General features: G+C 47.8%; 20 protein-coding genes. 3 read left to right on the top strand and 17 right to left on the bottom strand.

Annotated features, from left to right (window positions below):
- Positions 1-407 precede the first annotated feature (407 nt).
- The 6 genes from ACE5LO_RS24605 to ACE5LO_RS24580 form a co-directional block, all read right to left on the bottom strand.
- Complete coding sequence (locus ACE5LO_RS24605; protein ID WP_375522570.1) at positions 408-1,292, bottom strand: carbohydrate ABC transporter permease; 885 nt, start codon at positions 1,290-1,292, stop codon at positions 408-410.
- Positions 1,293-1,307: 15 nt separating this feature from the next.
- Complete coding sequence (locus ACE5LO_RS24600; RefSeq protein ID WP_375522569.1) at positions 1,308-2,198, bottom strand: ABC transporter permease; 891 nt, start codon at positions 2,196-2,198, stop codon at positions 1,308-1,310.
- Between the two features lie 77 nt (positions 2,199-2,275).
- Positions 2,276-3,949 carry an extracellular solute-binding protein gene (locus ACE5LO_RS24595; RefSeq protein WP_375522574.1) on the bottom strand — a complete coding sequence of 558 codons (1,674 nt, stop codon included), beginning with the start codon at positions 3,947-3,949 and terminating at the stop codon, positions 2,276-2,278.
- Between the two features lie 192 nt (positions 3,950-4,141).
- Entirely contained in the window at positions 4,142-5,275 is a 1,134-nt protein-coding gene (locus tag ACE5LO_RS24590; protein WP_375522568.1) for a response regulator transcription factor, read from the bottom strand.
- A 6-nt stretch (positions 5,276-5,281) separates the two neighbouring features.
- Positions 5,282-7,021: a sensor histidine kinase gene (locus ACE5LO_RS24585; protein ID WP_375522567.1), complete on the bottom strand. Its 1,740-nt coding sequence runs from the start codon at positions 7,019-7,021 to the stop codon at positions 5,282-5,284.
- Between the two features lie 159 nt (positions 7,022-7,180).
- A complete protein-coding gene (locus ACE5LO_RS24580) occupies positions 7,181-9,127 on the bottom strand; it encodes a glycoside hydrolase family 127 protein (protein WP_375522566.1) in 1,947 nt (648 codons plus the stop codon).
- A 125-nt stretch (positions 9,128-9,252) separates the two neighbouring features.
- Between ACE5LO_RS24580 and ACE5LO_RS24575 the strand changes: the two genes are divergently transcribed.
- The 3 genes from ACE5LO_RS24575 to ACE5LO_RS24565 all read left to right on the top strand — a co-directional run bounded on the left by ACE5LO_RS24575 (position 9,253) and on the right by ACE5LO_RS24565 (position 11,409).
- On the top strand, positions 9,253-10,137 hold the full coding sequence (locus ACE5LO_RS24575) for a helix-turn-helix transcriptional regulator (protein WP_375522565.1): 885 nt from the start codon (positions 9,253-9,255) through the stop codon (positions 10,135-10,137).
- A gap of 490 nt (positions 10,138-10,627) precedes the next feature.
- Positions 10,628-10,780: a hypothetical protein gene (locus tag ACE5LO_RS24570; protein ID WP_375522564.1), complete on the top strand. Its 153-nt coding sequence runs from the start codon at positions 10,628-10,630 to the stop codon at positions 10,778-10,780.
- A gap of 5 nt (positions 10,781-10,785) precedes the next feature.
- Positions 10,786-11,409, top strand: coding sequence for a GNAT family N-acetyltransferase (locus ACE5LO_RS24565; protein WP_375522563.1), 624 nt, complete (start codon positions 10,786-10,788; stop codon positions 11,407-11,409).
- 175 nt (positions 11,410-11,584) lie between these two features.
- Here the strand turns inward: ACE5LO_RS24565 and ACE5LO_RS24560 are convergent, their stop codons facing one another.
- The 11 genes from ACE5LO_RS24560 to ACE5LO_RS24510 form a co-directional block, all read right to left on the bottom strand.
- Entirely contained in the window at positions 11,585-11,974 is a 390-nt protein-coding gene (locus ACE5LO_RS24560; RefSeq protein WP_445993915.1) for a MerR family transcriptional regulator, read from the bottom strand.
- Positions 11,975-12,000: 26 nt separating this feature from the next.
- Positions 12,001-12,981 (bottom strand): aldo/keto reductase, encoded by a 981-nt coding sequence (locus ACE5LO_RS24555; protein WP_375522561.1) that lies wholly within the window; start codon positions 12,979-12,981, stop codon positions 12,001-12,003.
- Between the two features lie 237 nt (positions 12,982-13,218).
- A complete protein-coding gene (locus ACE5LO_RS24550) occupies positions 13,219-13,980 on the bottom strand; it encodes a GTP cyclohydrolase II (protein ID WP_375522560.1) in 762 nt (253 codons plus the stop codon).
- A gap of 203 nt (positions 13,981-14,183) precedes the next feature.
- The gene (rhaS, locus tag ACE5LO_RS24545; protein WP_375522559.1) at positions 14,184-15,227 is read right to left on the bottom strand and encodes a rhamnose ABC transporter substrate-binding protein; all 1,044 of its coding nucleotides are present in this window, start codon (positions 15,225-15,227) and stop codon (positions 14,184-14,186) included.
- A gap of 50 nt (positions 15,228-15,277) precedes the next feature.
- Positions 15,278-16,261, bottom strand: a complete 984-nt coding sequence (locus ACE5LO_RS24540) for an ABC transporter permease (protein WP_375522558.1) — start codon at positions 16,259-16,261, stop codon at positions 15,278-15,280.
- Between the two features lie 4 nt (positions 16,262-16,265).
- Entirely contained in the window at positions 16,266-17,318 is a 1,053-nt protein-coding gene (locus ACE5LO_RS24535; RefSeq protein WP_375522557.1) for an ABC transporter permease, read from the bottom strand.
- A 23-nt stretch (positions 17,319-17,341) separates the two neighbouring features.
- Positions 17,342-18,850, bottom strand: coding sequence for a sugar ABC transporter ATP-binding protein (locus tag ACE5LO_RS24530; protein WP_375522556.1), 1,509 nt, complete (start codon positions 18,848-18,850; stop codon positions 17,342-17,344).
- 111 nt (positions 18,851-18,961) lie between these two features.
- A complete protein-coding gene (locus ACE5LO_RS24525; protein ID WP_375522555.1) occupies positions 18,962-20,617 on the bottom strand; it encodes a response regulator transcription factor in 1,656 nt (551 codons plus the stop codon).
- Complete coding sequence (locus ACE5LO_RS24520; protein ID WP_375522554.1) at positions 20,586-22,454, bottom strand: cache domain-containing sensor histidine kinase; 1,869 nt, start codon at positions 22,452-22,454, stop codon at positions 20,586-20,588. The genes ACE5LO_RS24525 and ACE5LO_RS24520 overlap by 32 nt, the downstream gene beginning before the upstream one ends.
- Positions 22,444-23,481, bottom strand: a complete 1,038-nt coding sequence (locus ACE5LO_RS24515) for an autoinducer 2 ABC transporter substrate-binding protein (protein WP_375522553.1) — start codon at positions 23,479-23,481, stop codon at positions 22,444-22,446. Before ACE5LO_RS24515 ends, ACE5LO_RS24520 begins: the two co-directional genes overlap by 11 nt.
- A 143-nt stretch (positions 23,482-23,624) precedes the next feature.
- On the bottom strand, positions 23,625-25,376 hold the full coding sequence (locus tag ACE5LO_RS24510; protein ID WP_375522573.1) for an SgrR family transcriptional regulator: 1,752 nt from the start codon (positions 25,374-25,376) through the stop codon (positions 23,625-23,627).
- Positions 25,377-25,772 lie beyond the last annotated feature (396 nt).

The following is a 25,772-nucleotide window of genomic DNA, read 5'->3' as shown; positions in this document are numbered from 1 at the left end:
TGCCGGATGAACAAGATTCCACAATAATATAGTCCAAGTCGGCTCTCACCGATAGGTGGGGGCTATTTGACGTTCACTCATGAACCGATATTGTCGTTTTCACTGGTTTTACAACAGCAGCCAATGCTTGGGGCACGGTAATGATAGCAATAGCAACCAAAGCAGTCATTGCGATTTTGGCGATAGATTTCATAACGATTACCTCTGAGTTTACTATAGAAAAATTGAGCACTATATAGAAAAATGTATCCCACAATTGCTGTGAAGTCAACATTAAAAATCCAGATTAACCCAAAATGCGGAGACACTCTCCCATCCCGAATTTTATAAATTCTGGTATGTCAAAAAGCCGCAGTGCTGCGGCCTCTTAAGCATTTATGCTTCTGTCACCTCTTGAAGCCTCCCCATTATTCTTTAACCGATCCCAATGTAATGCCATGAATGAAAAACCGCTGCAGGAACGGGTATACAACGAGTACGGGAACCATGGCAATAAAAATTTTCGCCGCGTTAAGTGTCTGATTGGAAAGCTCGTTTAAGCGCTTGTACTGATCCTCCGTCATATTGGCAGAATCAATGACTACAACGAATTGCTGGATTAACGTCTGCAAGGGGTAGTGATCCTGCCCGGAAGTCAACACAAGACCGTGAAAAAATTCATTCCAATGGTATACGATGGTGAACAACGTAACGGTGGCCAGCACCGGCACCGCCAAAGGAATATACATCATGATCAGCATCCGCCACGGGCCAGCACCGTCAACGAGCGCCGCCTCATCCAGTTCCTTCGGCAAATTGCGGAAGAAGTTCACGATGAGGATGACATTGAATACCGGAACACCGCCCCCAAGCACGAGCGCCCAGATCGTATCATACAGCCCAAGCGCCTTTACCGTCATATACCAGGGAATTAAACCTCCATTAAACAGCAGGGTAAAGACGAGAATCCACATGAACACGTTGCGAAGCCGAAATTCCCGGGTGCTGCGGGACAGCGGGTATGCCATCAAGGTGGTGACGACAAAGGTGATCAAAGCCCCCAGCACAACGCGCTGGATGGAGATCCAGAAGGAGTAAAAAAAAGAGCTGTCACCGATAATTTGCCGGTATGAATTAAAATTAAAGCCTACTGGCCATAGCCACACCTGCCCCGCCGCTGCGGCCGATTTCTCGCTGAGGGAGACAGCCAGCGTATACCACAGCGGCAGAATACAAACGAATGCAATCAGGAGCAATACGATCAGCAGAAGGGTATCGAACAGCCTGGATCGCAGTGTCTTTTCTCTTATCATAGGGTTACTCCTTTGTCAGAATATCCGGTAATTCGCAAACTTCGATGCCAGCACATAAGACACGATAATCAGGATAAAGCTGACTACCGACTTCAGCAGGCCGACCGCTGTCGCAAGCCCGTATTGCATATTCAGCAGCCCTTCGCGGTATACCCATGTATCGATAATGTCACCTGTCGAATAGAGCAGCGGATTGTACATGTTAAAAATTTGATCAAATCCCGCATTCAAAACATTACCGAGACTTAATACGGCAAGCAGCACAATGGTCGTTCTCAGCCCTGGAAGCGTCACATGCCATATCCGGCGCAGCCGGGACGCCCCATCAATGGAGGCAGCTTCATAGAGAGAGGGATTGATTCCCGTCAATGCCGCCAAATAAATAATGGTGTTAAAACCAAACTCTTTCCACACATCGCTGCCTGCCACGATAAAGGGAAACAGGTCCGCGCGGGCGAAAAAAAGCACCGGCTCCACGCCAAACAGCTTTAACAATCCATTAACAGGGCCTGTATAGGAGAATACATCAAGCAGAATGCCCGACAATATAACCCAGGATAAAAAATGCGGCAGGTACACTATCGTCTGAATCCACCGTTTTACCACCATGAGACGAAGCTCATTCAGCATAATGGCGAATACAAGCGGCACAATCAGGTTGCCCGCGATCTTCATGACAGCAATAAAGACGGTATTAAAGAAAATGACTCGTGTGTCGTTCAGGCTGAACATATAATCGAAATTTTCAAGTCCGATCCATTCCGATTTGAAGAATCCCTGTCCGGGATTAAAGTCCTGGAAAGCGATGACAATCCCAAACATGGGGATGATATTGATCAGCAGCAGCCAGACGAAACCGGGCAGAAGCATGATGTAATAATGCTTGGTAAAACCTCTGTTTCTCACCTTTGCGCTCCTCCTTCAGTCTGTATGACCAGCAAGACGCGCCGGATTGGCCCGCCGCGTCTCTGCCAGCATCGTTTTTATTTCATATACTCCTTCACTTCCTCCGTAATCCTGTCGCCACCCTGCCTTTTCCAATCGTCAACGAACTTGTCAAAATCATCGATCGGCGCGGCGCCCATAATAATCTTCAAAAAGGTCTCATCTTCCAGCTTCTTGAGGTTGGACCAGCGGCTCTCCATCGTTCTGGTCTGTGAGTACAGCACACTGTATACTTTGTTGTAGTCCTGTTGCAGCGGAGCGGCTCCAACGAGCAGCGAGTAAATGCGGCTCCAGATCCCGAGATCGGTCTGTGGATCCCAATACTGAATGTCCATATTGTCATACGGCTCTTTTTTGACCTTCTTCACGTTCTCAATGTCAGCCGCGAGCAGCTTATAGCCCGGATCTGTGAAGTCCTCCGGTTTTTTCGCCCCTGATAAAAAGTCCTGCAGCGCTTTGGCGGAATATTCGCTTTCGTCCGTATAAGACATGGGGACACGGAGCGGATAGTGACCGATAGGAACGGTGATATCGAACTTCGATTCGTCACGGATCAGCAAATTCATCATTTTAATAACTGCCTCGGGATGCTCGTAGTCTTTGCGGACCACTACAAATACTGTGGACGGCGCACCCATGTGGGCATTGAACTGTCCGTCTGCGTCAAGCGGCAGCAGATAGGATTGCCAGTTCGCCTTGGGATCGTTCTTAATCGCATCCCCCAGCGGGCCATACCCCATCCACCATGGGCCGAAGAATATGCCGGCATTGCCGTTGACAACGGTTTCAGAAGCGCTTTTCCGGATGCCGATTTCTTTATCAATCAGCCCGCCCGCGTACATATCGCGCAGCTTGGCCAGCGCCTGCTTCGTCTCCGGAAGGATGGAGCCGTACACAGGATTGCCTGAAGCGTCCTTGACCCAAAAGCCGGGATAGGATTTATAAGCGCCAAAGATCGGATCAAGACCATACGTATTATTCGTCGATTCGATAAAATTCGCATACAACCGGTCCCCGTTCTGCTGTCCGGCAATGCCAATCGTATCCTTCTGACCGTTGCCGTCCGGGTCCTGCTCCACAAACGCCTTGGCGACCTTCTCGAGCTCCTCCATCGTCTTCGGAGGCTGCAGACCCAGTTTGTCGAGCCAATCCTTGCGGATCCACATTTGATGGACGCCATCCGACTGCACCTGTATGCTTGGAATCGCATACATTTTTCCGTCAAAGGTGACCGCCCCGGTCGAGACACCGTTGGTCTTCTCCATATAGCTTTTCATCGCCGGGGAAGCGTATTTATTGAATACATCTGTAAGATCAGCCAGCTGGCCGGATTTCACCATCGCCCTTAACTGGGTGTCCTTGACTACGAGCGCGTCCGGCAGGTCATTGCTGGAGATAGCCAGATTTACTTTCTGGTCATAGTTCGTACCGGTTGCGGCCTGCCAGGTCACCTTGGTGTCGATATTCAAGTGTTCCTTGACATAGCGGGAGTACTGATTCGTTTCCGGTGTATCTCCGGCAGGCAAGCTTTTGTCCGTAGGATCCACGGATTTGCCGTACGTAAGGGTAATCGTCTCAGGGTATTTACCAAACGGATCGCCGGGCTCGCTGCCTCCGTCTGCAGCACCAGGCGTTGTGCTTTCCGCAGCAGATTCATTCTCCTTGCCATTCGTGCCGCTGCAAGCGCTTAACATGATCAGCAGCAAAGTCATTGCAATCAGGATAAATTTCTTGGCCAAGCTGATTTCCCCCTTCTGTCACGTTGTCGGTATTGTCAAGCAACATCAATATAGCATGGCTTAAATAGATTCATGGATAGGGCAGAGAACGAGACACAGGGGGATAAATGAACGAAAATGATAGCGCTTACTATTCATTTCTCCCCCTATATGCCGTTCATTACTCTATCTTGACTTGTGCTGCTGCCGATACTCACTTGGCAGCATGCCTGTCTGTTCACGAAAGGTTCTGCTGAAATATTTCTCGTCTGCGTATCCGGTATGTTCGGCAATCCACACAATCGGTTTAGCTGTCTGTGCAAGATATTCCCGCGCCTTGTCTATTCGCACCTTGCGCAAATATTCGTTGAATGAATAACCGACAATCGCCTTGAAGCATTGGTTAAAATAACTGCGGCTGAGATTGACCCGTTTCGCTACGTCCACCGCAAACAAAGGAAAATCCAGCTCATCATGAACGATCTTTACGGCCGACATGATGCTGGCACTCACCTCCTTGCTAACCTGCTGGTGACCGGACAACATGATCGCCTTCTCCCTGAAGCCTCCCATCCATTCTACGACCTCCCGCCAGCACGAGAATGTGTCGGGCAGCGTGATCCCGGTCTGCGTCAGGGCTTTAAAAAGCCGGTTCCAATCCACAATGACACCGTAGAGCAGCTGCATCAGTTTCGGAGCTGGCAGCCTCAGCCCCCTCAGCTGGTTGCACAGCTCAGCAAAATACGAATCATCATGAACCCAGCGAAAGGCATGCAGCGCTTCCTTCACGGCTTCTACCTCTCGTTCAGACAGCCCCGGCTGCTCAGCCTGCAATTCCTGAGCGAATTTCTCGATTGAATTTGGCTCAAATTCGTCGCTATCATAGAAGAAATCCCTTTGCTTGTAGACGGCATCCGGTTCATTCGACGGCCTCCGTCTTTGATTCAGGATGAGTTCATGAATGCGGCCAAGCACCTGCTCGAACCGCTCCTTTTCAAGCTGAACCTTGGCGATGTAATCGACGGCACCCAAACGCAGCGCTTCCTGAATGTATTCAAAATCCTGGTGCAGAGTTAACACGGCGATGGCTATATCCGGATAACGTTTGCGAACGATCCGGATCAATTCGATGCCTGACATGACCGGCATGGCCACATCAGTCATCAATAGATCTACCCGGTTATGCTGCAGAAATTCAAGCGCTTTCTCGCCATTCGCCGCCTCACCGATCACTCTCATGCCGAAGGAGTCCCATGGCATGGCGGATATGAGCCCTTTGCGCACCAGCTTATCATCATCAACGATGAGCACATCAATCATGCTGCATTATTCTCCTTCTCTGTGGATAGGCAGCCGGATGACGATCCGGGTGCCCTTGCCCATTTCACTGGATACCGTGAGACTGGCATTCCCGTCATAGTAAGATTCCAGCATACGCTTCACATAATTCAATCCGATCCCCATCCCCGCCCGCTGGCGCTCCACTTGTTCCTGCTCGAGCAATGCCGAGATCGTTTCCTCGGAAATGCCCGCGCCGTTGTCCTGAATGGCAATCTCAAGCCGCTCGTTCTTACTAACTTCGACCTCAATCCTGCCTTCATCATCAAGCCCGTGATATAGGGCATTCTCAACCAAAGGCTGCAGAATAAATCTGGGAATGCTTACATCCAACAGTTCGTCGTCTACTCGTATACGAACATCAAACTGAAAGTTGTACCGGATTTGCTGCAAAGTAAGATAATGCTTGAGCGAGTCGATCTCCTCCCGAATCGTCGCAACCTGATTGCCTTTACGAAGGTTGTAATACAGGAGTTTGTTCAATGAAGTGACAAGACGGTCAATTTCCTCCTGGCCGTTCATTACGGCAAGCCAGTGGGCTGTATCCAGCGTATTCATCAGAAAATGCGGGTTAATTTGATAAAGCAGCTTCTCAATTTCAAGGTCCGCCCTGCGTTTTTCCTTCGTCTGCACCTCCAAGTACAACTGGGCAATTTGCGACTTCATATGCTGAAACTGGGTTAACAGCATTTCAAATTCCGGGATGCGTGATTGCATCGTTACAGCGTCGAAATTGCTGTTGGCCATGCGCTTCATTTCTTTATTGAATCTCGCCAGCGGCCGATATACCATCTTCCACAAAAGCCAGCCAAAAACGAGACTGACCAAGGTAAACAGCAAGAACAACGCCAGCATCTGTACAATCCAACGGTTTTTCTCCCGGTTGTAATCGGCTTTGGAAATCAGGGACACCACACTCCAGCCCTGATTGCTGATCTGGCGGTACCAATAATATTCGGAAGTTTCACCGGAGCCCAGGGACGGAGATGTCAAACCCGGGAACATTGTGTTTTCAGGAAAAACGTCTTTTAATTCACTGTATGAGATCCGTCCATTGTTGTCCAGGATCAGATGATTCGCGTTTTTGCTGACACCGTCAAGGTCGAGAATGCTCTGTGTCAGCTTAAAGCCGGATTCGATGTAGACATATGCATCCTCCCGCTCCGGCAGTTCGACCTTGCGCAATGCAGAGAGCACATACTGATTATTGAACTGGTCGTTGCTGAGATGCGGCCCGTAATAAGTGATGCCGTAATAGGAAGCGATGACGGGAAGACGGTCAATATTAAAGGATTCCTTCACGCCCGTGGTCTCAAAGAGGAAAGACCTGTCATTATGAAAGTAATACATCGTCAGACCGATATTGGGATTGGTGAATGTAACCAGGTTGAGCTGGTACTTGATCTGATCCGTCAGATAGCTGCGCTCATAGGGCTGATCGGCCATCATGAACTGCTCCAGCTGTTGGCCGATATTGCCTTCGAAGGCGAGCTGCTGCGAAACATGATTCAGGTTGTTCAATGAGTTCTCAAGTGACAATGTCACCTGCTTCAGATTGCCTTGAATGCCGGACTGCAGCTTCGTGTTCAGGATGGAATTAATCGTTTTGTAGGATAGATAGCAGGTGCAGATAAAAGGGATCAGCGTTGATGCCACAAAAAGCAGGAGAATCCGGTTTTTCAACGTCATTCGTTCGATGCGGGACTTTCGTTTATGGTCCGGTTTCATGTTTTCATCCCCAACAAGCCTGAAGGATCCGGGAAATTTTACCCAAAAACCTTCAGGCTCTTTTTAAGATAAACCTTTATAGCAAGATATGTGCACTCGCTGTCCGATGGCTTTGTACGATTATCCCGCTGGATCAGGTGCAAAAAAAGCGGTCTGACTTCAGCAGCGCAGCCAGACGCTCATTTCCCCTGGCTGACGGTTGCCCCATAAATAATAAGGAATCGCCTTGAAACGAACAGGCTTCGTCTGCTTGTTAAGCGGCTGGTAGGGCTGGCCTTCAGGCCACGAAGCAGAATCGTCAGCCAGTCCGTCCCCTTCGACAACAATACAGCCGCCGAACAGGTCTGGTACCAGACGTTCTGACAGCTTCGGCTCCCCCGCCATTGACAGCGAAGCAAGCGGTGCCCCGTTATCCGCTTCTTCGACACAATAGATGAGCGGCCCGCGCTGAATAGCGGCTTTACCGGCGTTTGCACGGATTTGCGGGTGAGCAGCAATCAGCTTTGCCTCCATGGGGAGCAGCCATTCCAAAGTATCTCCTTCTAACCAGGTTCGTTCAATTTTCGCATAACCATTTTCCATGCGATAATCTTGAATTTCCCTGTTTACTTTCAATACAGGACGTCCGTTCTGGAACCAGTCGGGGACTCGAAGTGCGAGCTCAAATGCAGTGCCGGCAGCACCAGCACCGTTCGCAAGCGAAACCGAGAATTCGGTCCGTCCCTGCCAAGGTAATTGGGACCGCTGATGCAACGTCACAAGGCAGCCGTCAGGGGCTGCAAAGCCGATCTCGCTGCCGATGTACAAATGAACGTATACCGTCGCTCCGTCAGCGGATACATCGTAAATATAATCGCTAAGCGAACTCAGCAGACGGGCCACGTTCGGCGGACAGCAGGAGCAGCCAAACCATTTCTGGCGCACAGGCTTCACATGGAATTTATCGGGATTTTTCCGGCTTGCTTCCGGCCATACTTCGAGCGGATTCACATAAAAGAAATGCTTGCCGTCCCTGGACATGCTGCCGAGCACATTGTTGTACAACGCTCTCTCCATAACGTCGGCGTACTCACTTTTCGCTTCCAATTGCAGCATACGACGCGCCCAGAAGATCAAACCGATGGATGCACAGGTCTCCGCGTACACCGTATCGTTGGGCAAATCGTAGTCGAACGTGAAAGCCTCGCCAAGATGAGTCGCGCCAATACCGCCGGTGATATACATCTGCTTGCGGGTCACATTTGCCCATAGACGCTCGCAAGCTTCGCGCAGACTGTCATCCCCCGTTAGGCGTGCCAGGTCAGCCATCGCGGTATACATATAGACAGCACGGACAGAATGACCGACAGCAACCGTTTGTTCACGTACAGGAAGATGGCTTTGATACATTTCAAGATTAGGTGTTCCGCGATTCCAAATGCTCGTCCTGCCGCGGCGTTCCCATTCTTCAACAAAATAGTTTGGCTTGCTTCCCCGTTCATCAATAAAGTAGCGGCTCAGGTTCAAATAACGCTCTTCTCCCGTAACCCCATATAGCTTGACCAGGGCCAGTTCAATCTCCTGATGCCCGCAATAAGCCCGCATTTGCCCCGGCTCCGTGCCAAACAAACTTTCAATCAGGTCAGCGAAACGGCAGGAGATATCGAGCAGCTTGCGCTTGTCTGTAGCCTGGTAATAAGCAACCGCAGCTTCAATCAAATGGCCTGCGCAATAAAGCTCGTGGGCTTCGTACAGATTTGTCCACTGCTTTCCGGGTTCTTTAATCGTGAAATAGGTGTTCAGATAACCGTTGTCGTGCTGCGCCTGACCGATGAGGTCAACGGCTTCATCAGCAATCCGCTCCAGTTCCGGATCCGGGCGATCGCGAAGAGAATAGGAAACCGCTTCCAACCATTTATAAAGATCACTGTCCTGAAATATCCAACCGCCAAATCCCCCTTCCTCCAGACCCGCTGCAATCCGAAAGTTCCGGATGGCGTAGCTCGGCTCCGCCCCTTCTATTCTGTCATTCAGCGCTTCCCATTGGTAAGGGATGACGGTGTTGCGAATCAGTTCGGAATAATCTTCCCAGAAATCATCCTGAATGTAAACTTGCGTTTTCTGCATATGAAATTCCTCCTATAGAATTTGACCCTTTTCAATTTCAATTATATGCTTTGATCAATGGGCGAAATAGAAAAGGATTGAACCTTTTTTTATAAAAAATGACACAAAAGAAAAGAGTGAGCTGCATGAGCGGAGAGACGGTTGGAGATGCGGTGATTGAACTGAATACCCCGCCGCTTCCCTATTATTTGGGATCAGGTCTGACCGAGTTCCGAATCGGTGATCATCACCCGAATCGAAGAAAGCTCGGCATTTACGATTTACTGATCATGGTCAAGGGGGAACTGCACATCGGAGAGAATGGTCAGCGATGGACACTGACGGCTGGGGATACATTGCTCCTGCTGCCGAACGGCGAACATTATGCGGTCAAGCCCTGCGAGCAGGATACGGTGTTTTACTGGGTTCATTTTGAGCATGCGGGCAGATATGAAAGTTCACCAGCAACGAATACCTGTAACGAGGGGGTGTTCCATTCATCCCACTCGTCCCGGCCATTTGGCAATCCTTACACACTGCGCCTCCCAAAGCATTCACAACTTTCCAACCCGCAGGCGGCCTTCAGCCTCGTACAGCAGTTATTGGCGCTGCCGATGGATCACTCTTTCTGGGAGGAGCAGCGTTTGCTGGCCGAACTGCTGGCTATGCTGGAAGAGGAAGGAGGGTTGAACGGCGTAAGATCAGCATCGGCCCGATTGGCGGAACGGGTCGCAGCTTATATTCAGCAAAACTACAGGGACAAAATCACCAGCGAAACTTTGGCCGCTGTTTTTCACTTTCATCCCAATTACATTATTCGTTGTATGAAAATGAAGTACAGCCGCACTCCCACCGATTATTTGCACGATTATCGGTTGGAGCGGGCCAAGCGGCTGCTCATTACTACGGATTGGTCCGTGGAGCGCATATCGGAAGAGGTCGGCTATCGCAATGCGCCTTACTTCTCATCCAGTTTCAAACATAGCGCAGGCCTGTCTCCCCTGCAGTTTCGCAAGCAATATATGAATTGACGAGTGCGTTTATTCATGTAAAAAAGAGAGCCTCCAAACCACCTATAAAGGGGGCTGGAGGCTTCTGTTTTGCATTGTACAGCCAAGACCATTTATGAAGAATACAGCAAACGAACTTAGAAGAACAGATGGACATGCTAAGGTATTGAAAAAATTACTGCAGGGAAGGGGTATGGATGTAAATTAAAGTTCTAGATACGTGTTAATCTAACTATTGTATAGACTATATTGATATTGCATACTATTTCAGCTAATAGGTCAGTTCAAACTAGTGAAATCCATCAAATTATCTCCTGATAGCTTTAAATATCTTCGGAATGTTTAATTTTCTGTAGAAATGATAGAATTTCTCATGGTATAATATTCCTAGAAAAAACTTTGAGTGAATTTTCAAAGTGACTGGAATACTCTAGCCTATCTCACCATACATTCTATCAATGACTTTTATAGGAGATGATAGATGATGGCTAGTAGAAAGGGAGGAAGAAAGATGGCTACTCAAATTGCAGCCACCCCAACATTAAAGGGAAGAGATGCTCAAAAATTGATTAATTCATTGAAAAAAAAACCAACTATGCAATCTAAAAAAAATGGGCAAATGCTGATCGACTATTTTAAGGCTCTTGAAGAAAGAGGTAAATAGAAAGTATGTTTGCTGATACTGATGGTTATATCCTGGCTAGGTTGTCCCACGATGATCGAGATAATCTGGCCCATTTTGATTGTGTAAATCATAGTGAGTTTACTGCTATCTCACCTCGATCAAGAAAGAGACTAATAAGACATTCAGAGGATATGAATTACTTTTTGAAAAATGAAGCACTAGAAGAGCAAAATGAAGGTTATAATACCACCTTCTTAGTTAAGAAAGATGAGAAAATTATCGGTTATATGTCTTTGTGCTCAGATGCAATCAGGTTAGACTATAGTGAGAGACGTATTAGGAACAGAGGCAATACAGGAGTTATAGGCTATGAAACTTTCCCTGCCTTAAAAATAGCAAGGCTGGCTGTACATAAAGATTTTCAAAAATGCGGGATTGGGAAAATGCTTATTAACTACGCTGTGTTTAAAGCTCTTCTTATGAGAGAAGAAGTTGGAGGAGTCAGGTTCATAACCTTAGATTGCTTTTCACATCGTTACTCATACTATACAAATGAAAGAATTGGGTTTATAAAAAATAAAGAGCAAGTAAATCATAGTAACAATCAGAAACCAATTAGTCTTAGGCTTGATATTGATGACTACTTGGACAAGCTGGAGAAAATATAGTCCAGTGTCCCTCTCTTTTTGATACATTCAACTGTAGTACATAGCAAGCCACTCATTTACGAGTGGCTTTTTATTTTGATTTTGCATCTTTCTGAAAAATAGTAAACCAATTCAATCAAACAGGAGGCAAGATACCGATACGGAAACGGAGGCGCCCACCCGTATTCATCAGATATTACTCCACCGGCGTTTTAAGTGTTTTTTCTTTTTGCAAAATCGTCTGTTCGTATCCGACGATTTTTCCATCAAGCCGTGTCAGCGTGCTCGTCATCTCTTCGATTTTGTCCGCAAGCCGGTTACGCTGCTCGATCAAGAGATTTTTACGTGTCTGCAGGGTGTCATCCCCCTGCTGCACCAGCCCGACATACTCAATCAGCATTTCTACGGGAAGGCCGGCGCCTTGCCGCATGCATTTGACAAAATCGACCCACTTGCAGTCCTCTTCCGTGTAGGACCTGATTCCGTTTTTCGTACGGTTCACAGGCGGAATCAGCCCAATACGTTCATAGTAGCGGAGCGTATCCTGTGACAGCTTGAACTTTTCACTTACTTCCGCAATCGTCATCGACATACCGTCACCGTCTTTCCTGTTTACAGAGCGCCCACTACGGGATGAGGAATATACGGCTCCTCCAGCGAAGCCATTTCTTCCGGAGTTAAATTGATCGACAGGGCAGCTGCTGCATCTTCGAGATGGGATATTTTTGTGGCACCGATAATAGGAGCAGTGACCGGCTCTTTCTGCAGCAGCCAGGCAAGGGCAATGTAGGCACGCGGAACGCCGCGTTTTTCTGCGACTTCCGCAACCCTCTCCACGATCAACCGGTCCGCATCCGCCATGGCATCGTATTTCGATTTCTGTACCTGATCCGTTTCGGAACGATGCGTTTTTTCCGACCAATCCCGTGTCAATCTTCCGGATGCGAGCGGGCTGTAAGGAATCACGCCGATTTTTTCGGCCTTGCAGAGCGGCGTCATCTCGCGTTCTTCTTCACGGTAGATGAGGTTATAATGATTCTGCATCGATACGAACCGGGTCCATCCGTTTTTCTCCGCTGTATGCAGCGCCTTCAGGAACTGCCATGCATACATGGCGGAAGCTCCAATATATCTCGCTTTGCCTGCCTTTACTACATCATGCAAGGCTTCCATCGTCTCTTCGATGGGTGTATTGTAATCCCAGCGGTGAATCTGGTACAGATCCACATAATCGGTCCCCAGTCTCTTCAAGCTCTTGTCAATTTCACTCATAATGGCCTTGCGCGAAAGTCCTGCACCGTTAGGACCTTCATGCATAGGGAAATAGACCTTTGTCGCGAGCACAACTTCATCCCGATTCGCAAAATCCTTTAATGCGCGTCCAACGATCTCTTCGCTCGTTCCGTCGGAATAAACATTCGCCGTATCAAAAAAGTTGATGCCCAGCTCCAGCGCTTTTTGGATGATGGGCCGGCTGTTCTCTTCATTAAGCACCCATGGATGCACCCACCGCTCTGCTACACCGAAGCCCATACAGCCAAGACAAAGCCGTGATACGTCCAAGCCTGTATTACCGAGTTTTACATATTCCATTCTTCGATTCACTCCTTTGCTTAAATGGGGTCACCTTACACCAAGAGTCTAATGTCTGGAGTTAACTCCAAGTCAATACAAATTTTGATGAACAAATAATGCCTGAGCTTATTAAAACATCATGAATCTCATGACGCTAAAATAAACTCAGGCATTGCCCGCTTCACCGGTCACAATCCTTCGAACACAGTTAATGTAAACTTGAAATAAAGCGATTACAATCACTTTTTTAAAATATTAGTCATTGTTACAACAGCCTTCCCCTTCATTCAAGTGTCCGGACCGTTCGATTTTCGTTTTCAAATACTTCTCGTTATACTCGGAGACATCACCCCACAGCTGCACCCGTTCTTCTACATCCAGACCCGCCTGACTAAGCGCCTCTAATTTTCTTGGATTGTTGGTCATCAGTGTGACCGGCTTAGTCCGCAGTGCCTTTAACACCTTTATCGCATCACTATAATCCCGGGAATCATCAACAAATCCAAGCTTAAGATTAGCATCCACCGTATCATATCCGTTTTCCTGCAGAATATAGGCAAGAGCTTTGCTAAAGAGCCCGATGCCTCTTCCTTCATGGTTTGCCAAATAAAATAACGCTCCGTTGCCATACTCAGCAATATGCTTCATCGACTGTTTGAGCTGGTATCCGCAGTCACATCGCTTGCTGCCGAAGATATCACCGGTGTGACAGATAGAATGGAACCGGATCAACGCATGATCTGCATTTTGAAAATCTCCCTGGACGAGTACACTTGATTGTTGAAATTCCGCCAAGTTGGCAGACGATAATTTACCGATAATACGCTCAAAATCTTCTGTCACCTCGTCGCAATTAAGCCAGCAGTACCACTTGAATTCAGCGGTTTCCCCAAGTAGGTTGACCGGCAGTTTAATGGGGCCGACAAGATATATGCCCCCTTCGTCCGTTTTGATCATTTTTATTTTCTTTTGTAAAAGCGAAATCATTCCAGGATCAAAGTTCTGTACCATCGGCATGACAATACTCCTTTGTTAGTCTGAATTGGATTTTCCAACAACCAACTTATGTAGTAGTATATTGCACAAAAAACGCCCTGGTATGCAGTTTATTTTACAACTAGAAGAAAAACGTCTAACGACGTACATCCACAGCAGACAACCGCCTTTAAGCCCCCGGTTGCAACCGGGGGCTAACACTTTTTCTGTTTTTTTCGGTGATTCTAATACACATCTTTCCATTCTCCAATATTCGATGCGTCAAACTTAAACGGATCGCCAAGCATGATTTGTGTGCCATCTCCATCTGCTACGATTTCCTTCTCGCCAAGGTCGCCTGCTGTAAACTTCTCGCCAACCGCTCCCGTAATTTCGCCGTTTACAAGTGCATTTGCCGTATAACCCGCCATGTACCCGACATCAATCGGGTTCCACAGGTACATCCATTGGCTAACGCCGCTTTCGATATACTCGGCCATTTCGCTTGGCAGACCAAGACCTGTAAGCTGTACTTTACCTTGAAGTCCTTTATCCGTTAATACTTTACCGGCTGCAGCAATACCTACAGTTGTTGGGGCGATAATCCCTTTCAAATTCGGGTACGATTTCAGCAGCGCTTCCGTCTCGGATACGCTCTTGTCGCGAAGATCGTCGCCATAGGTTACTTTCACCAGCTCAATTTTGCTGTATTTGGGGTCCTCCAGCTCTTTCTTCATCCACTCAATCCAGGTGTTCTGGTTTGTCGCCTGGCTGGTTGCGCTCAGAATCGCAATTTGGCCTTCACCGCCGATCATTTCAGAAATTCCTTGAATCAGTGTCCGGCCGATACGCTCTGGGTCGGCTTGGTTAACATGTACCTTACGGCTCGCCGCGTTCAAAGCGGAATCAACAGACAGTACCTGAATGCCGGAATTCATTGCCTTCATCAAAGCAGGCTGCAGCGCATCCTGATCGTTTGCGGCAATCGTTATACTATCCACCTTTTGTGAAATGAGTTCTTCAATCATTTGAATCTGTGCCTCAGCCGTTGGTTGGTCTGGCGCCTTTATAATAGCTTCGTTGCCCTGAGCCTCTACTGCGTTTTTGAATCCCTCCATTAATTTCTCGCCGTACGGGTTACCCGTATTTTTGAAAATAATTGCATGTCTCTTATTCCCTGAACTGGTATTAGACTGAGCGCTTTCGCCTGCTCCGTTTCCTCCCCCGCATGCAGCAAGCATTGTGATCATTAGAGCCGTTACCAAACAAATTTGAAATAGCTTCTTCACGTCCTGTTTCCTCCTTTAATCGATACCTTCTCATATATACAATCCGGCAGTTAGTGCCGTTTCCCTTGACCCAGCTTAAGCTTCGGAACAGCGACAGCGAAGATCAGCAGCAGACCGATAATAATGAGCAAAGCCTGCGCCTGCACATTGACAAGCCCTAACCCGTATCGCAGAAACCCGATGAGGAAGATCGCCAGAACCGCGCCAATCATTCTTCCTTTACCGCCAGCTGTACTGATACCGCCAAGCACGACCATGGCGATGACATCCAGTTCATACCCGTTAGCCATATTCGGTCTCGTGCTTCCCATTCGTGAAGTCAGAAACAGCGCGGCTACAGCAGACATCAGCCCAGCGAGTGTGAATACAATGATTTTGATTTTATCCACCTGGACGCCGGAGAAACGGCTTGCCGTAATGTTGCTGCCTGTCGCGTACACCCTGCGACCGAACATCGTTTTGTGCAGCAGAAGCCCGAACAGAACGGCAAAGACAATGAATACAACCAGAATGAAAGGTATGCTGCCGACATAGCCCCATCCCAGATAGTTGAACCACTGCGGGAACGAGCCTGATGCTTGATCCTCCAGAATGATGTACGCGATGCCACGATAAATAATCATGGTCGCCAGGGTAATGATAACCGACGATAATTCTTTGTATTTGACGATGAGCAGGCCGTTAATAAATCCGCAAATGATGCCCACAGCCAAACAGATGAGGACGGCGACCGGCATCGGTACTCCCAAGTTATACAGGTCAGCCATGACGACCGACGACAGAGCCACAATCGATGCGACGGAAATGTCGATATCGCCCAAAATGATGATGAAAACCATCGGCAGAACAATGAATGCTTTATCCAGAAAACCCATCGTCGCATCGCGCAGATTGACCGGGTCCCAGTAGTACTCCGACAAGTTCATATTTATAACATTTATGGCGATAAAGAGGACAACCAGCATCCACTCCCATTGGAGAAAAAAACGTTTCAGTGAGAAATCCTGTTTGTTCGCAATGATTCGTGTCTCCATAGTCTCAGACGTTCCTCCTCATCAGATTACTGCGGTCAACTCCGCGTTTCACAATCGCATTTACCAGAACGGCGAAGAGGATAATCCCTCCCTGAATGCCCATTTGCCAGAACGGGGAGACGTTGATTAGCGGCAGTGCGTTATTCAGAATTCCAAGCAGTATGGACCCGAGAATAATCCCCGAAATTTTGCCTGAACCGCCTGCAATGCTGACCCCGCCGAGTACACAGGCCGCGATAACGCTCAGTTCATAGCCTGACGCCGTATCGCCTTGGGCTGAAGCGTACTTGGCCACCCACAGGACACCCGCGAGACCAGACAACGCGCCCATAATCGAGTAAACCAGCCATAAAATTCTATCTGTGTTTATGCCGCTGATCTTCGCCGACTCAGGATTACTGCCTACTGCATAAATCTGCCTTCCGGTCCGTGTATGCTGTACGAAGCAGTATGCCAAGGCATAAATAATAATTGCGATGAGAATCAGGTTATTAACACCAAGTATCGATCCTGTCGCCATGTTCTTAAAACTTTCCGGCATCTGATGGGCGCTCACCCATTTGCCACCGCTTACCATATACGTAAGCCCGCGGAATACGTTCATCATCCCAAGAGTCGCTATAATGGGCAGAATACCGATCTTGGCTACAAGAAAGCCCAGCACGAGTCCGCTGACAAGCCCGGACGCCGTACCGAGCAAAACAACTGCGATAGGATGCAGCTCCGGATACGCGCCAACCGTCAGAGCCGCGATCATCCCCGACAGTGCGAGTGTCGCCCCGATGGACAAATCGATTCCGCGTGTCACAATGACGAGCATCATGCCAACAGCCAGAATGCTTAAGATTGCGGTATTCGTGGCCAAATCGCTGATGTTCTCCAGCGTTAGAAAACTTGGATTGCGCAGCTGAACGGCAACAGACAACAGAATAATAAACCCGAGCAGCCCGATCTCTCTGAATTTGGCGAAGCTGGCAGCTAACGAGCGCTGCTTGAGCGCTGCGCCTTTCAATGCTTCAGCGGCCACTGCGGGCGTGTTAAATCCTCTATCCTCCATGTGTATCCACCTTCTAAACTTGTTTAATAAAGGAGAGCTTCCTCGCTCATAGACGCCTGGAGAATGGCTTCCTGCGTCATCGACTGGCGGTCGAGAAATGCCGTAATCCTTCCTTCACGCATAACGGCAACACGGTCGCACATCCCGATGATTTCGGGCATTTCCGACGATACCATGATAATTCCGTAGCCCTGAGAGGCCAGTTCGCTAATGATTTCATAGATCGCTGACTTTGCGCCGACATCAACCCCTTTTGTCGGCTCATCGAGTATAATTACTTCTAAATTAACAGTAAGCAGCTTCGCAAAAACGACCTTCTGCTGATTTCCACCCGACAGTGAGCTGGCCAAATCAAAGATACTTTTCGCTTTGACGCCGACCTTCTCCGCCAGCCGCTTGGAAATTTCCGCTTCTGCCGAAGCACGAATTGCGCCTTTCTTCGTGATAAGTTCCAGGGCTGGAAGCGTAATATTGCGGCCGATGCTCCAATCGAGCACCAGTCCCTGCTTCTGACGGTCCTCCGGCAAGTAGCCGATCCCTTGCCGCATGGCATCAAGCGGAGAGCGTATCCGTATTTTCTTCCCCTTGTAGGTCACTTTCCCCTTATCGTACAACTCGATACCAAACAGTGTCTGACACGCTTCCGTCCGACCTGCTCCGACAAGCCCGGTCAAACCAAGAATCTCACCCCTGCGAAGCGTGAAGCTGACGTCGGCAAAATAACCGGTTTTCCCCAAGCCTTCCACCCGCAGCAGTTCTTCTCCCAACACAACCTTCTTCTTTGGGAACAGCTGTGTAATTTCACGGCCGACCATGGCGACAATAAGATCGGCATTCGAAATTGCATTTACATCCCATGTCCCGATATATTGGGAGTCCCGGAATACCGTGACCTTACTGGCAAGCCGGTACATATCTTCGAAACGGTGTGAGATGAAAATAATTGCCGTGCCTCTGTCACGGAGCTGCTCCGCAATCCGGTACAGCTCTTCGCTTTCACGGTTCGTCAGGGCAGCCGTCGGTTCATCCATAATGATAATATTCGCATCCGTCGAAAGCGCCTTGGCGATTTCGACGATTTGCTGCTCGGCAACGCTCAGCGCACCCATTTGCGTCTTTGGACTGAAGCCTGCCCCGAGCTCCTTCAGCAATCTGTCGGCCTCTTCATGCATCTCCTTCCAAAGAATCCGCTTGGTGGCCTTGTGAATCTTTTCATGGCCCATGAATATATTTTCCGTTACACTCAAATCCGGAAAACAGGTCACATGCTGATAGATTGCTGCGATCCCTCTATGCTTTGCATCATTCGGAGTTTTGAAATCAACACGCTGGCCATTCAGCAGAATTTCTCCCCCGTCCGGCTTGTAAACGCCAGTAATCACTTTAATGAATGTCGACTTGCCTGCTCCGTTCTCGCCCATCAACGCATGAATTTCTCCCGGCTTTAGCTTGAAGTACACGTTGTCCAGTGCTTTGATTCCAGGGAAAATCTTTGTAATCCCGTTTAGCTCCAGAATGTACTCCGTCTCCATCAGCTTCCCTCCGATTCTGTGATCGATTTAACGGCAGCGCCGTTCTCTATTCACAGCTTACTAATTAAAACGCTTTCATAATAGGGTACAATAATGACTTGAAGGGGGGCATTAATGACTTTTGGGGGTTGTTTCTTCAATATTCTTTAGAACTTGATCACGATACTTAGCAGGTGTGCAGCCAAAGCGTTGTTTAAATTGGCGGCTGAAATATTTCACGTTTTGGTAACCAGCCTGTTCACTAACATGCTGTACCCTCATGTTCGTATTAACCAAGAGTTCCTTAGCCTTCTCCATTCGGAGTTTCGTCACATAATCAAGTATGGTCAGCCCGGTGTGCATCTTGAAATATCTCATAAAATAGGAAGGATTCATATAAACATGGTCCGCAATGGCCTGGATTGTCAAGTCTTTGCTCAAATTCTCGGCAATCCATGCTTTAGCCAGCTCTACAGGCTTCACTCTTCCACTTTGCCGAGTATGACGAATCAATTCGATGACAGATTGGATGAGTGCACTCACCTCACTCTTCAACTCATGAAGATTGGCCGCACGGTGCAGGGCCTGCAGCCCCTTTTCCAGGGAGATGGGTTCAAATACGCCGCTCATGTATTCTATTCCAACAGAGTGAATCTGAATGAATACATTCTGTACAGCAAGCTGTATGGGTTGCGGCGAATGAATATGCTCCAGTTGTTGAAACAGTTGTTTCAACAGATCATTCGCTTCTTGACTGTTCGCTTGTTCAACGGCCCTCCGCAGACGGTGGGCAAATTTTGCAAGATCAATGTCCATCTTTTCTACAAACCGCTCTGCCGTATCATCATGAAATGTTTGATTGCTGCCGTACAACAAACGATAATTCATTAAGGATAATGCTTTTTGCTTTGCCTCAGGCAATGTGTAGAGATTTTGCATCCAATTCCCAAAGGATACCGATACGGTGAATGGCGTATGAAACTGGATGACTGAGCGAATTCGCGTTGATAATTCATTTGCGACAGCCTCCATCGTTGTTCCCGATGACTCTCCCGGAGCATAAATCAGTACCCAAAAGTCGGCATTTCCCCCTTTCCAGCACCAAGCCTGCTTCACCTGCGCAATGTCAAAATTGCCTGTCACCTCGGAAATCATATTTTCCAAAGCATAATCGAACGCTTCCCAATCCTTCTTGGTATAATTTCTAGCTTTAACTGGCGGTGGATCCAAACTAATATAAAGCAGGAGATAATGACCTTTCGGAAAATCATTTACCCAATACCCCAGTCTGGATATATCGAGCCCTGCGGAAGTAATATAGCTAAGTGTTTGCGTCTGACGAGATCGTTTCAGTTCCAATTCTTTACGGTGCATTTCATTCCATCGTTGATGCTCATGTCTGTTTTTTTCGATAATGTTCCTTACTTCTGCCATTCGTTGGCGAAATTGTTCACGGTCTATCGGTTTTAAAATATAGTCAACGGCGCCTTCCCGGATCGCTGTCTGAGCAAAGACAAAATCATTATGTCCACTGATAACTATAGGGTAAAAGGAACCGTGCTGTCTGGCTTTCTTAATGAGCGTTAAACCATCCATCTCCGGCATCTTAACATCCGTTAGAAGTAAATCAATGGCTCCTTGTGTCTGGCGGATGTATTCCAACGCATCTTTACCATTGGAAAGGACCGCTGCCACCTGCCAATTACCTTCGCATGAAGCAAGCATGCGTTCAATTCCTCGCCGAATACGAGCCTCATCATCCACAATTAACGTCCGTATTGCTTGCATGGTTGTCCTCCTCGCCCTGCTCCAAATTGAACCTATCCATCATTGTAATTAGCGGTATGCGTATTGTAACCTCAGTACCTTTGCCATCAACACTATGCAGCTGCAAACCATATTCGGGACCATGAATCATAACGATCCGGGCATTCACGTTTCCAAGTCCGAATTGGGATTTCTTACCTGACAACGTCCCGGTTTTCAAAGACTTCTCCACTTCCTCGAGACGTTCCCGCTTAATTCCTGGTCCGTTATCCCGTACCCTGAAGACGATAGCCGTATCACCTGAGCGTGTGCCGGATTCTTTGCTGATACTGATCTCTATGTCAAGTCTCTCACGTGATTCCAATCCATATTTAATCGCATTTTCTACGACCGGCTGCAGAATAAACTTTGGCATATAAAAGAAACCTGGATCAGATTTCCGTATAATTTCAAAAACTAGACGGTCTTCAAAACGGAATTTCTGAATAGTCAAATAATCCACAACATGCTGGAGCTCTTCAGAAACGGGTACAAAATTAGATGTATTCTCTACCGAATATCTGAGCATTCGGCCAAGCTGGGTGACCATATCAACGGCCATGTCCGCCTCCCCTTCTTCGATCGCCATACTGATCGTCTCCAGGGTATTGTACATAAAATGCGGATTGATTTGAGACTGCAGGGCGTATAGCTCCGCCTCCTGCTGGCGAATCTTGATATCGTAATTCTTCTCGATCAAATCTCGGATCGTTGTCATCATGGAGTTAAAGCTGCGTGCCAGCGTACCCACCTCATCACGGCTGTGGGTTTTCAGATCAAGTTGGAATTTGCCCCTCTCTGCCTCTTTCATCAGCCGGATCAGCCTCTTAATCGGACGTGTTACACGCAGAACAAACATAACCGCAAATAGGGTTGTGATCATAACAAAACAGATAAAAATAAGGATCGTGATTTTTCGAGTCATATCTGTTCGTGCAGTTAAATCCTGCAGGGGAATACTGTGTACGAGTATCCCATCGAAGCTTTTGGACTCCGTTACACTAATAAGCTGTAATTCCTTCCCTTTGCTAACCCGGAAGCTCCCATTCCAAATGGGGTAATCCCGGACTGAAGGATCTGTCGTGCCGATAGCGTTAGGGTCAGTATGATAAATAATGTTGCCCCTACGATTTGCAATCCACATTTTCGCATTGTTGTTCTGTTCGAAATCCATGAGGATCCGGTCAATAAACGTCAGCTTCACCGCGATAAACATCGTGCCCAAATCCTTTCGGTTATCAACGTCCTGGATCTGCTTCATGAATAGCACATACGGTACACCCCCTTCAAAACGAAGTTTGGTTTCATTCGGAAGAGTTATTTTCTCTTTCCCACGAAGATCCATGTCTTGACCATAGGGGATGAGCAGCTTTTCCCAATCCAGACCGGTAAACTTGATTTTGGAACTATAAAACAGCCGGTTTTTAGACAAGACAAACACACCGATAACATCCTCATTCATGCCGTTCAAATATGTTCGTGCCAAATAATTGTTCACCGTGAACCTGTCTTTATTTTGGTCCGCACGGCTTTGATAAGAATCCTTTCGCAAAATGGCTAAAGTACTCTCCGAATTGAGAAGCAGCTTAGGCAGTGCCATCACTTCTTCAACCTGCTTTTCAATATTTGCATTGGCCTGCCTTAAAAATCGCGGCATATATTCACCAATTTGTTCTTCAATAGATTTTTTATATTGCACAAATGAGAAATATCCCAGGAGCGCCATCGGTATGACCGTCAAAATAATATAAGCTATGATCAGCTTTGAGCTTAGCCGGTAATTGATGTACTGAAATCGCCTAAGCAGCTTAGAAATCATATTGGTCAACATTTTCCTTAGTGAAATCAACAGGTTCCCCCATAATAACTACATCCCCCGCCACCCTGATATTCCCGACATTATCTATTTCTTGACCGTCAAAAGGCATATGGCCTTCCAGTATGTTTTTGGCCAGAACAACCGTTAAATAGCCTAGTTTCTTGGGACTCCAAAGTGTAGCCATCTGTGCAGAACCATTATGCAGGTAGGCTTTCATGAGGTTCGGAGTGGATAACCCAACCACCTTAATGTCACCGCTTTTGCCTGCTTCTTTCACGGCCTGGGCTGCCGCTGGCGGTCCTACAGATGAATTTCCGATAATTCCTTTCAAATTAGGATGCGCTTCCATTAATCCTTGTGCAACCTCAAAAGCTTTTTGAGGGTTATCATCTGTTGTGACGATATCCACTAATTTTAATTTTGGATAAAATTGTTCCTGCTGATATTGTATCCAGTTGATCCACTCGTTTAAGTTTGCTGCCGACCGTGATCCCGTCATAATCGCATACTCGCCTTTTTCTCCCATCGTCCACGCCAGTGTATCCAAAAGATGACGGCCAAGTGTTTCCGAATCGACCATATTTACGAACATCTCTCTAGCCTCCGGCAGAGTGTCAGCGTCCCATGTTATCACTCGAATTCCCTGCTGCTTTGCCTTTGTTAACACAGGAATCAACTTCAAGGGATCATTAGCAGAGACCGCAATAACATCAACTTTACGCTCAATCAATTCTTTAATCACATGAATTTGCTGTTCTGCATCAGCGATCGGCGGACCATCGTAAATGATATTCACATTTAAATCTTGTGCAGCTTCCATGGCCCCATCTTTTGCTACATTGAAATATGGAATTTCCATCACTTTGGGAACGATACCGATCGTATACTTACGCTGCGTTTCTTCTATTTCCATTGGAGGCTTCGCTTCCTTCATCCGATAAATGATGTCATATTGAATTCCATCCCCATCTTGGCAAGCGCTTACAAAAATAAAGACTAAAATGGGTAACAACAATTTTCGAAGCATATTTACCCCCTCACATCAATTATGATGTTTTGATCTTATAAGCAATCCACAAAATATATGCACAGCCAATGTACTTCATATATGGCATTACATAAAACCACCAGGGTTAAGTCCTTGGTGGTTTTGTCGCATTTTTGGTTAGCCTACTCCAGCCAAACGTTCTGGAAGTCGATCCAGCCAAGCGAGTTCAGGCTTACGCCTCGAACGGAAGGATGCATAAAGGTACTTATCCGGCGGTGGTGCAGGAAGATCACCGTTGCCTCATCCCGAACAAGGTCTTCAATTTCCTTCAAATACATGCGTCTTTGCTCCGTGGTTTCGGCCGCAACCGCCTCATCGATCCGGCCAGTGATCCATTTCTTTCGCTCTTCGTCGAAATAAAAGTTCATAATGTAATCCCGGTGCTCGTAAGCTTCGATTTCGCATACTTCGTCTTCCGGGAATACGAGCCCCGAAATACAGAAATCGGCAGCGGGCCATGATTCATAATCTGCCGCTTCGGCAGAGATTCCCCATTCGGAGAGCCGGTTCATGATCCATAAACTATCTTCGCTATATTTGGGGTGGCAGGCAAAACGTAGAACCTCCCCGGCGTAGCCCGACTCTTCCAATGCCCTGCGAATACGTTCGGGCCGCATGGGTTCAACCGTATGGGAACTGCTGGTTTCGGGACGGAACCCGAAAGCGGGAAGCACCCGTTCGCCGCCGAGCTCCGCGACCATTTCTCCGGGATGAAGTATCATTTTCACCGTTCTCCGCAAGGCTTCCGACTGCTGGGGACCCTCGCGGGAGACGTTCCAGATCAACATGGTGCATCCCTGACATAACTTCTCGATTTCCTGCCAAGCCTCCCCCTTAGCATAGGAGTACATCCGCATCGTATCCATGCTGTGATGAACCTTTGCATTTCCCTCCATTTCCAGGGCACAGTCATCCGGTAAAATCACGATATCTACGCTATCCAGATAAGGCCGGCCCTGAAAATAAGCATCAAAAGCGGCAAGCTCGATTTGTCCTGCTGACCAGGAGATCAGCCTGAAGGCTCCTGTTCCCAGCGGGAGGCTCCAATAATTCGCCTCCTCTATGCCGGCAAATCCGTAGGGAAGAATGGAAGCTGCCGCCGAGCACATGAAGCGGTCAAAGATCCGGTTAGGCCGGCTAAGCTTCACGCGAAGTGCGCGGGGACCCATCGTCTCGATACTCTCGACTCCCCGCATCAGCCAACTGTTGGCCGTTCCGCTCTGAAGCCGCTCCAGTGTAAACTTTACATCCCGGGAAGTCAGTTCCTGACCATTATGGAAACGCACCCCTTTGCGCAGATGAAACGTCCATTCCGTCGCACAGCTATTGGAGCTCCAAGCATGGGCTAACATCGGCACAATGGAGCCCTGCCGCACATCAAATCTGAGTAAACGGTCAAAAATTTGGCGGATCAAATGCGAATCAAACGAATCCAAAAGCTCCGCAGGATCAAGCGTCAGCGGCGGTTTCAATACCGGGAACACGAGTGTATCCTGGGGATGCTGACCTTCTCCCGCTTCCCCTTTTTTATAACCGAATTGCTTATCCAGCCATTCCAGAAACTTGGGTTTGGCCAACGTTCCAGTGGCATGGGTTCCGATCAGATCAAATGCCCGCTTATAATTCCCCTCTTCAATCAGGCTTTGTGAAAACTCGATCAAGTAGGCCTCTTTGTCCACCTTAAAAGCAATTCTGGACCGGTTTCCCCTCCCTCGACCAGGTAACCAAACGATAAGCTGCTCACTCTGGAGCTTTGCAAGAATGAGCTTGGCATTACGCGGGGTGCAATAAAGTGCTTCGGACAGCTGCTCCAGCTTCACTTCTACAGGATTTCCCAGCTCCGTATCTTTACCAAAATGCTCGAACAGCAGCAGGTATCTCTCTTCCAGCAGCGTGCTTCCCCCCTTCGTTCACATGTAAAAACGTCTATATCGATGTACTTTCACAGAAGAAAAAACCGCATCTTCAATAAAAGAGGAAATCCATTGGAGCAAGTATACGCTTTTTATCCCCTTTTGAATAGCACATAATGTGATTAGACAGAAAACAAACAAAAAAAGCCATCATAGGAACTGGTGTTCGAGGAGGATCAGCATGCTTGAACAAGATTATATAAACGAAAAGTTGATGCAATACCGCCAAGCCCGGCGGACACGAGAATACGGCTTAACCGGGGAGCCAGCACTGAGCGAAGCCACACCTCATAAGCTTTTCCCCACAAAACGAACTTCATGGGTTTTATCGATATGGGCGAGCCTGGGGACACGGAA

Origin of the sequence: Paenibacillus medicaginis, assembly GCF_042138635.1 — a bacterium.
In the GTDB taxonomy this organism is placed as follows: Bacteria; Bacillota; Bacilli; order Paenibacillales; family Paenibacillaceae; genus Paenibacillus; species Paenibacillus medicaginis.
The sequence above is the reverse complement of the archived record's forward strand: the minus strand, read 5'-3'. Positions and strand labels throughout refer to the sequence as shown.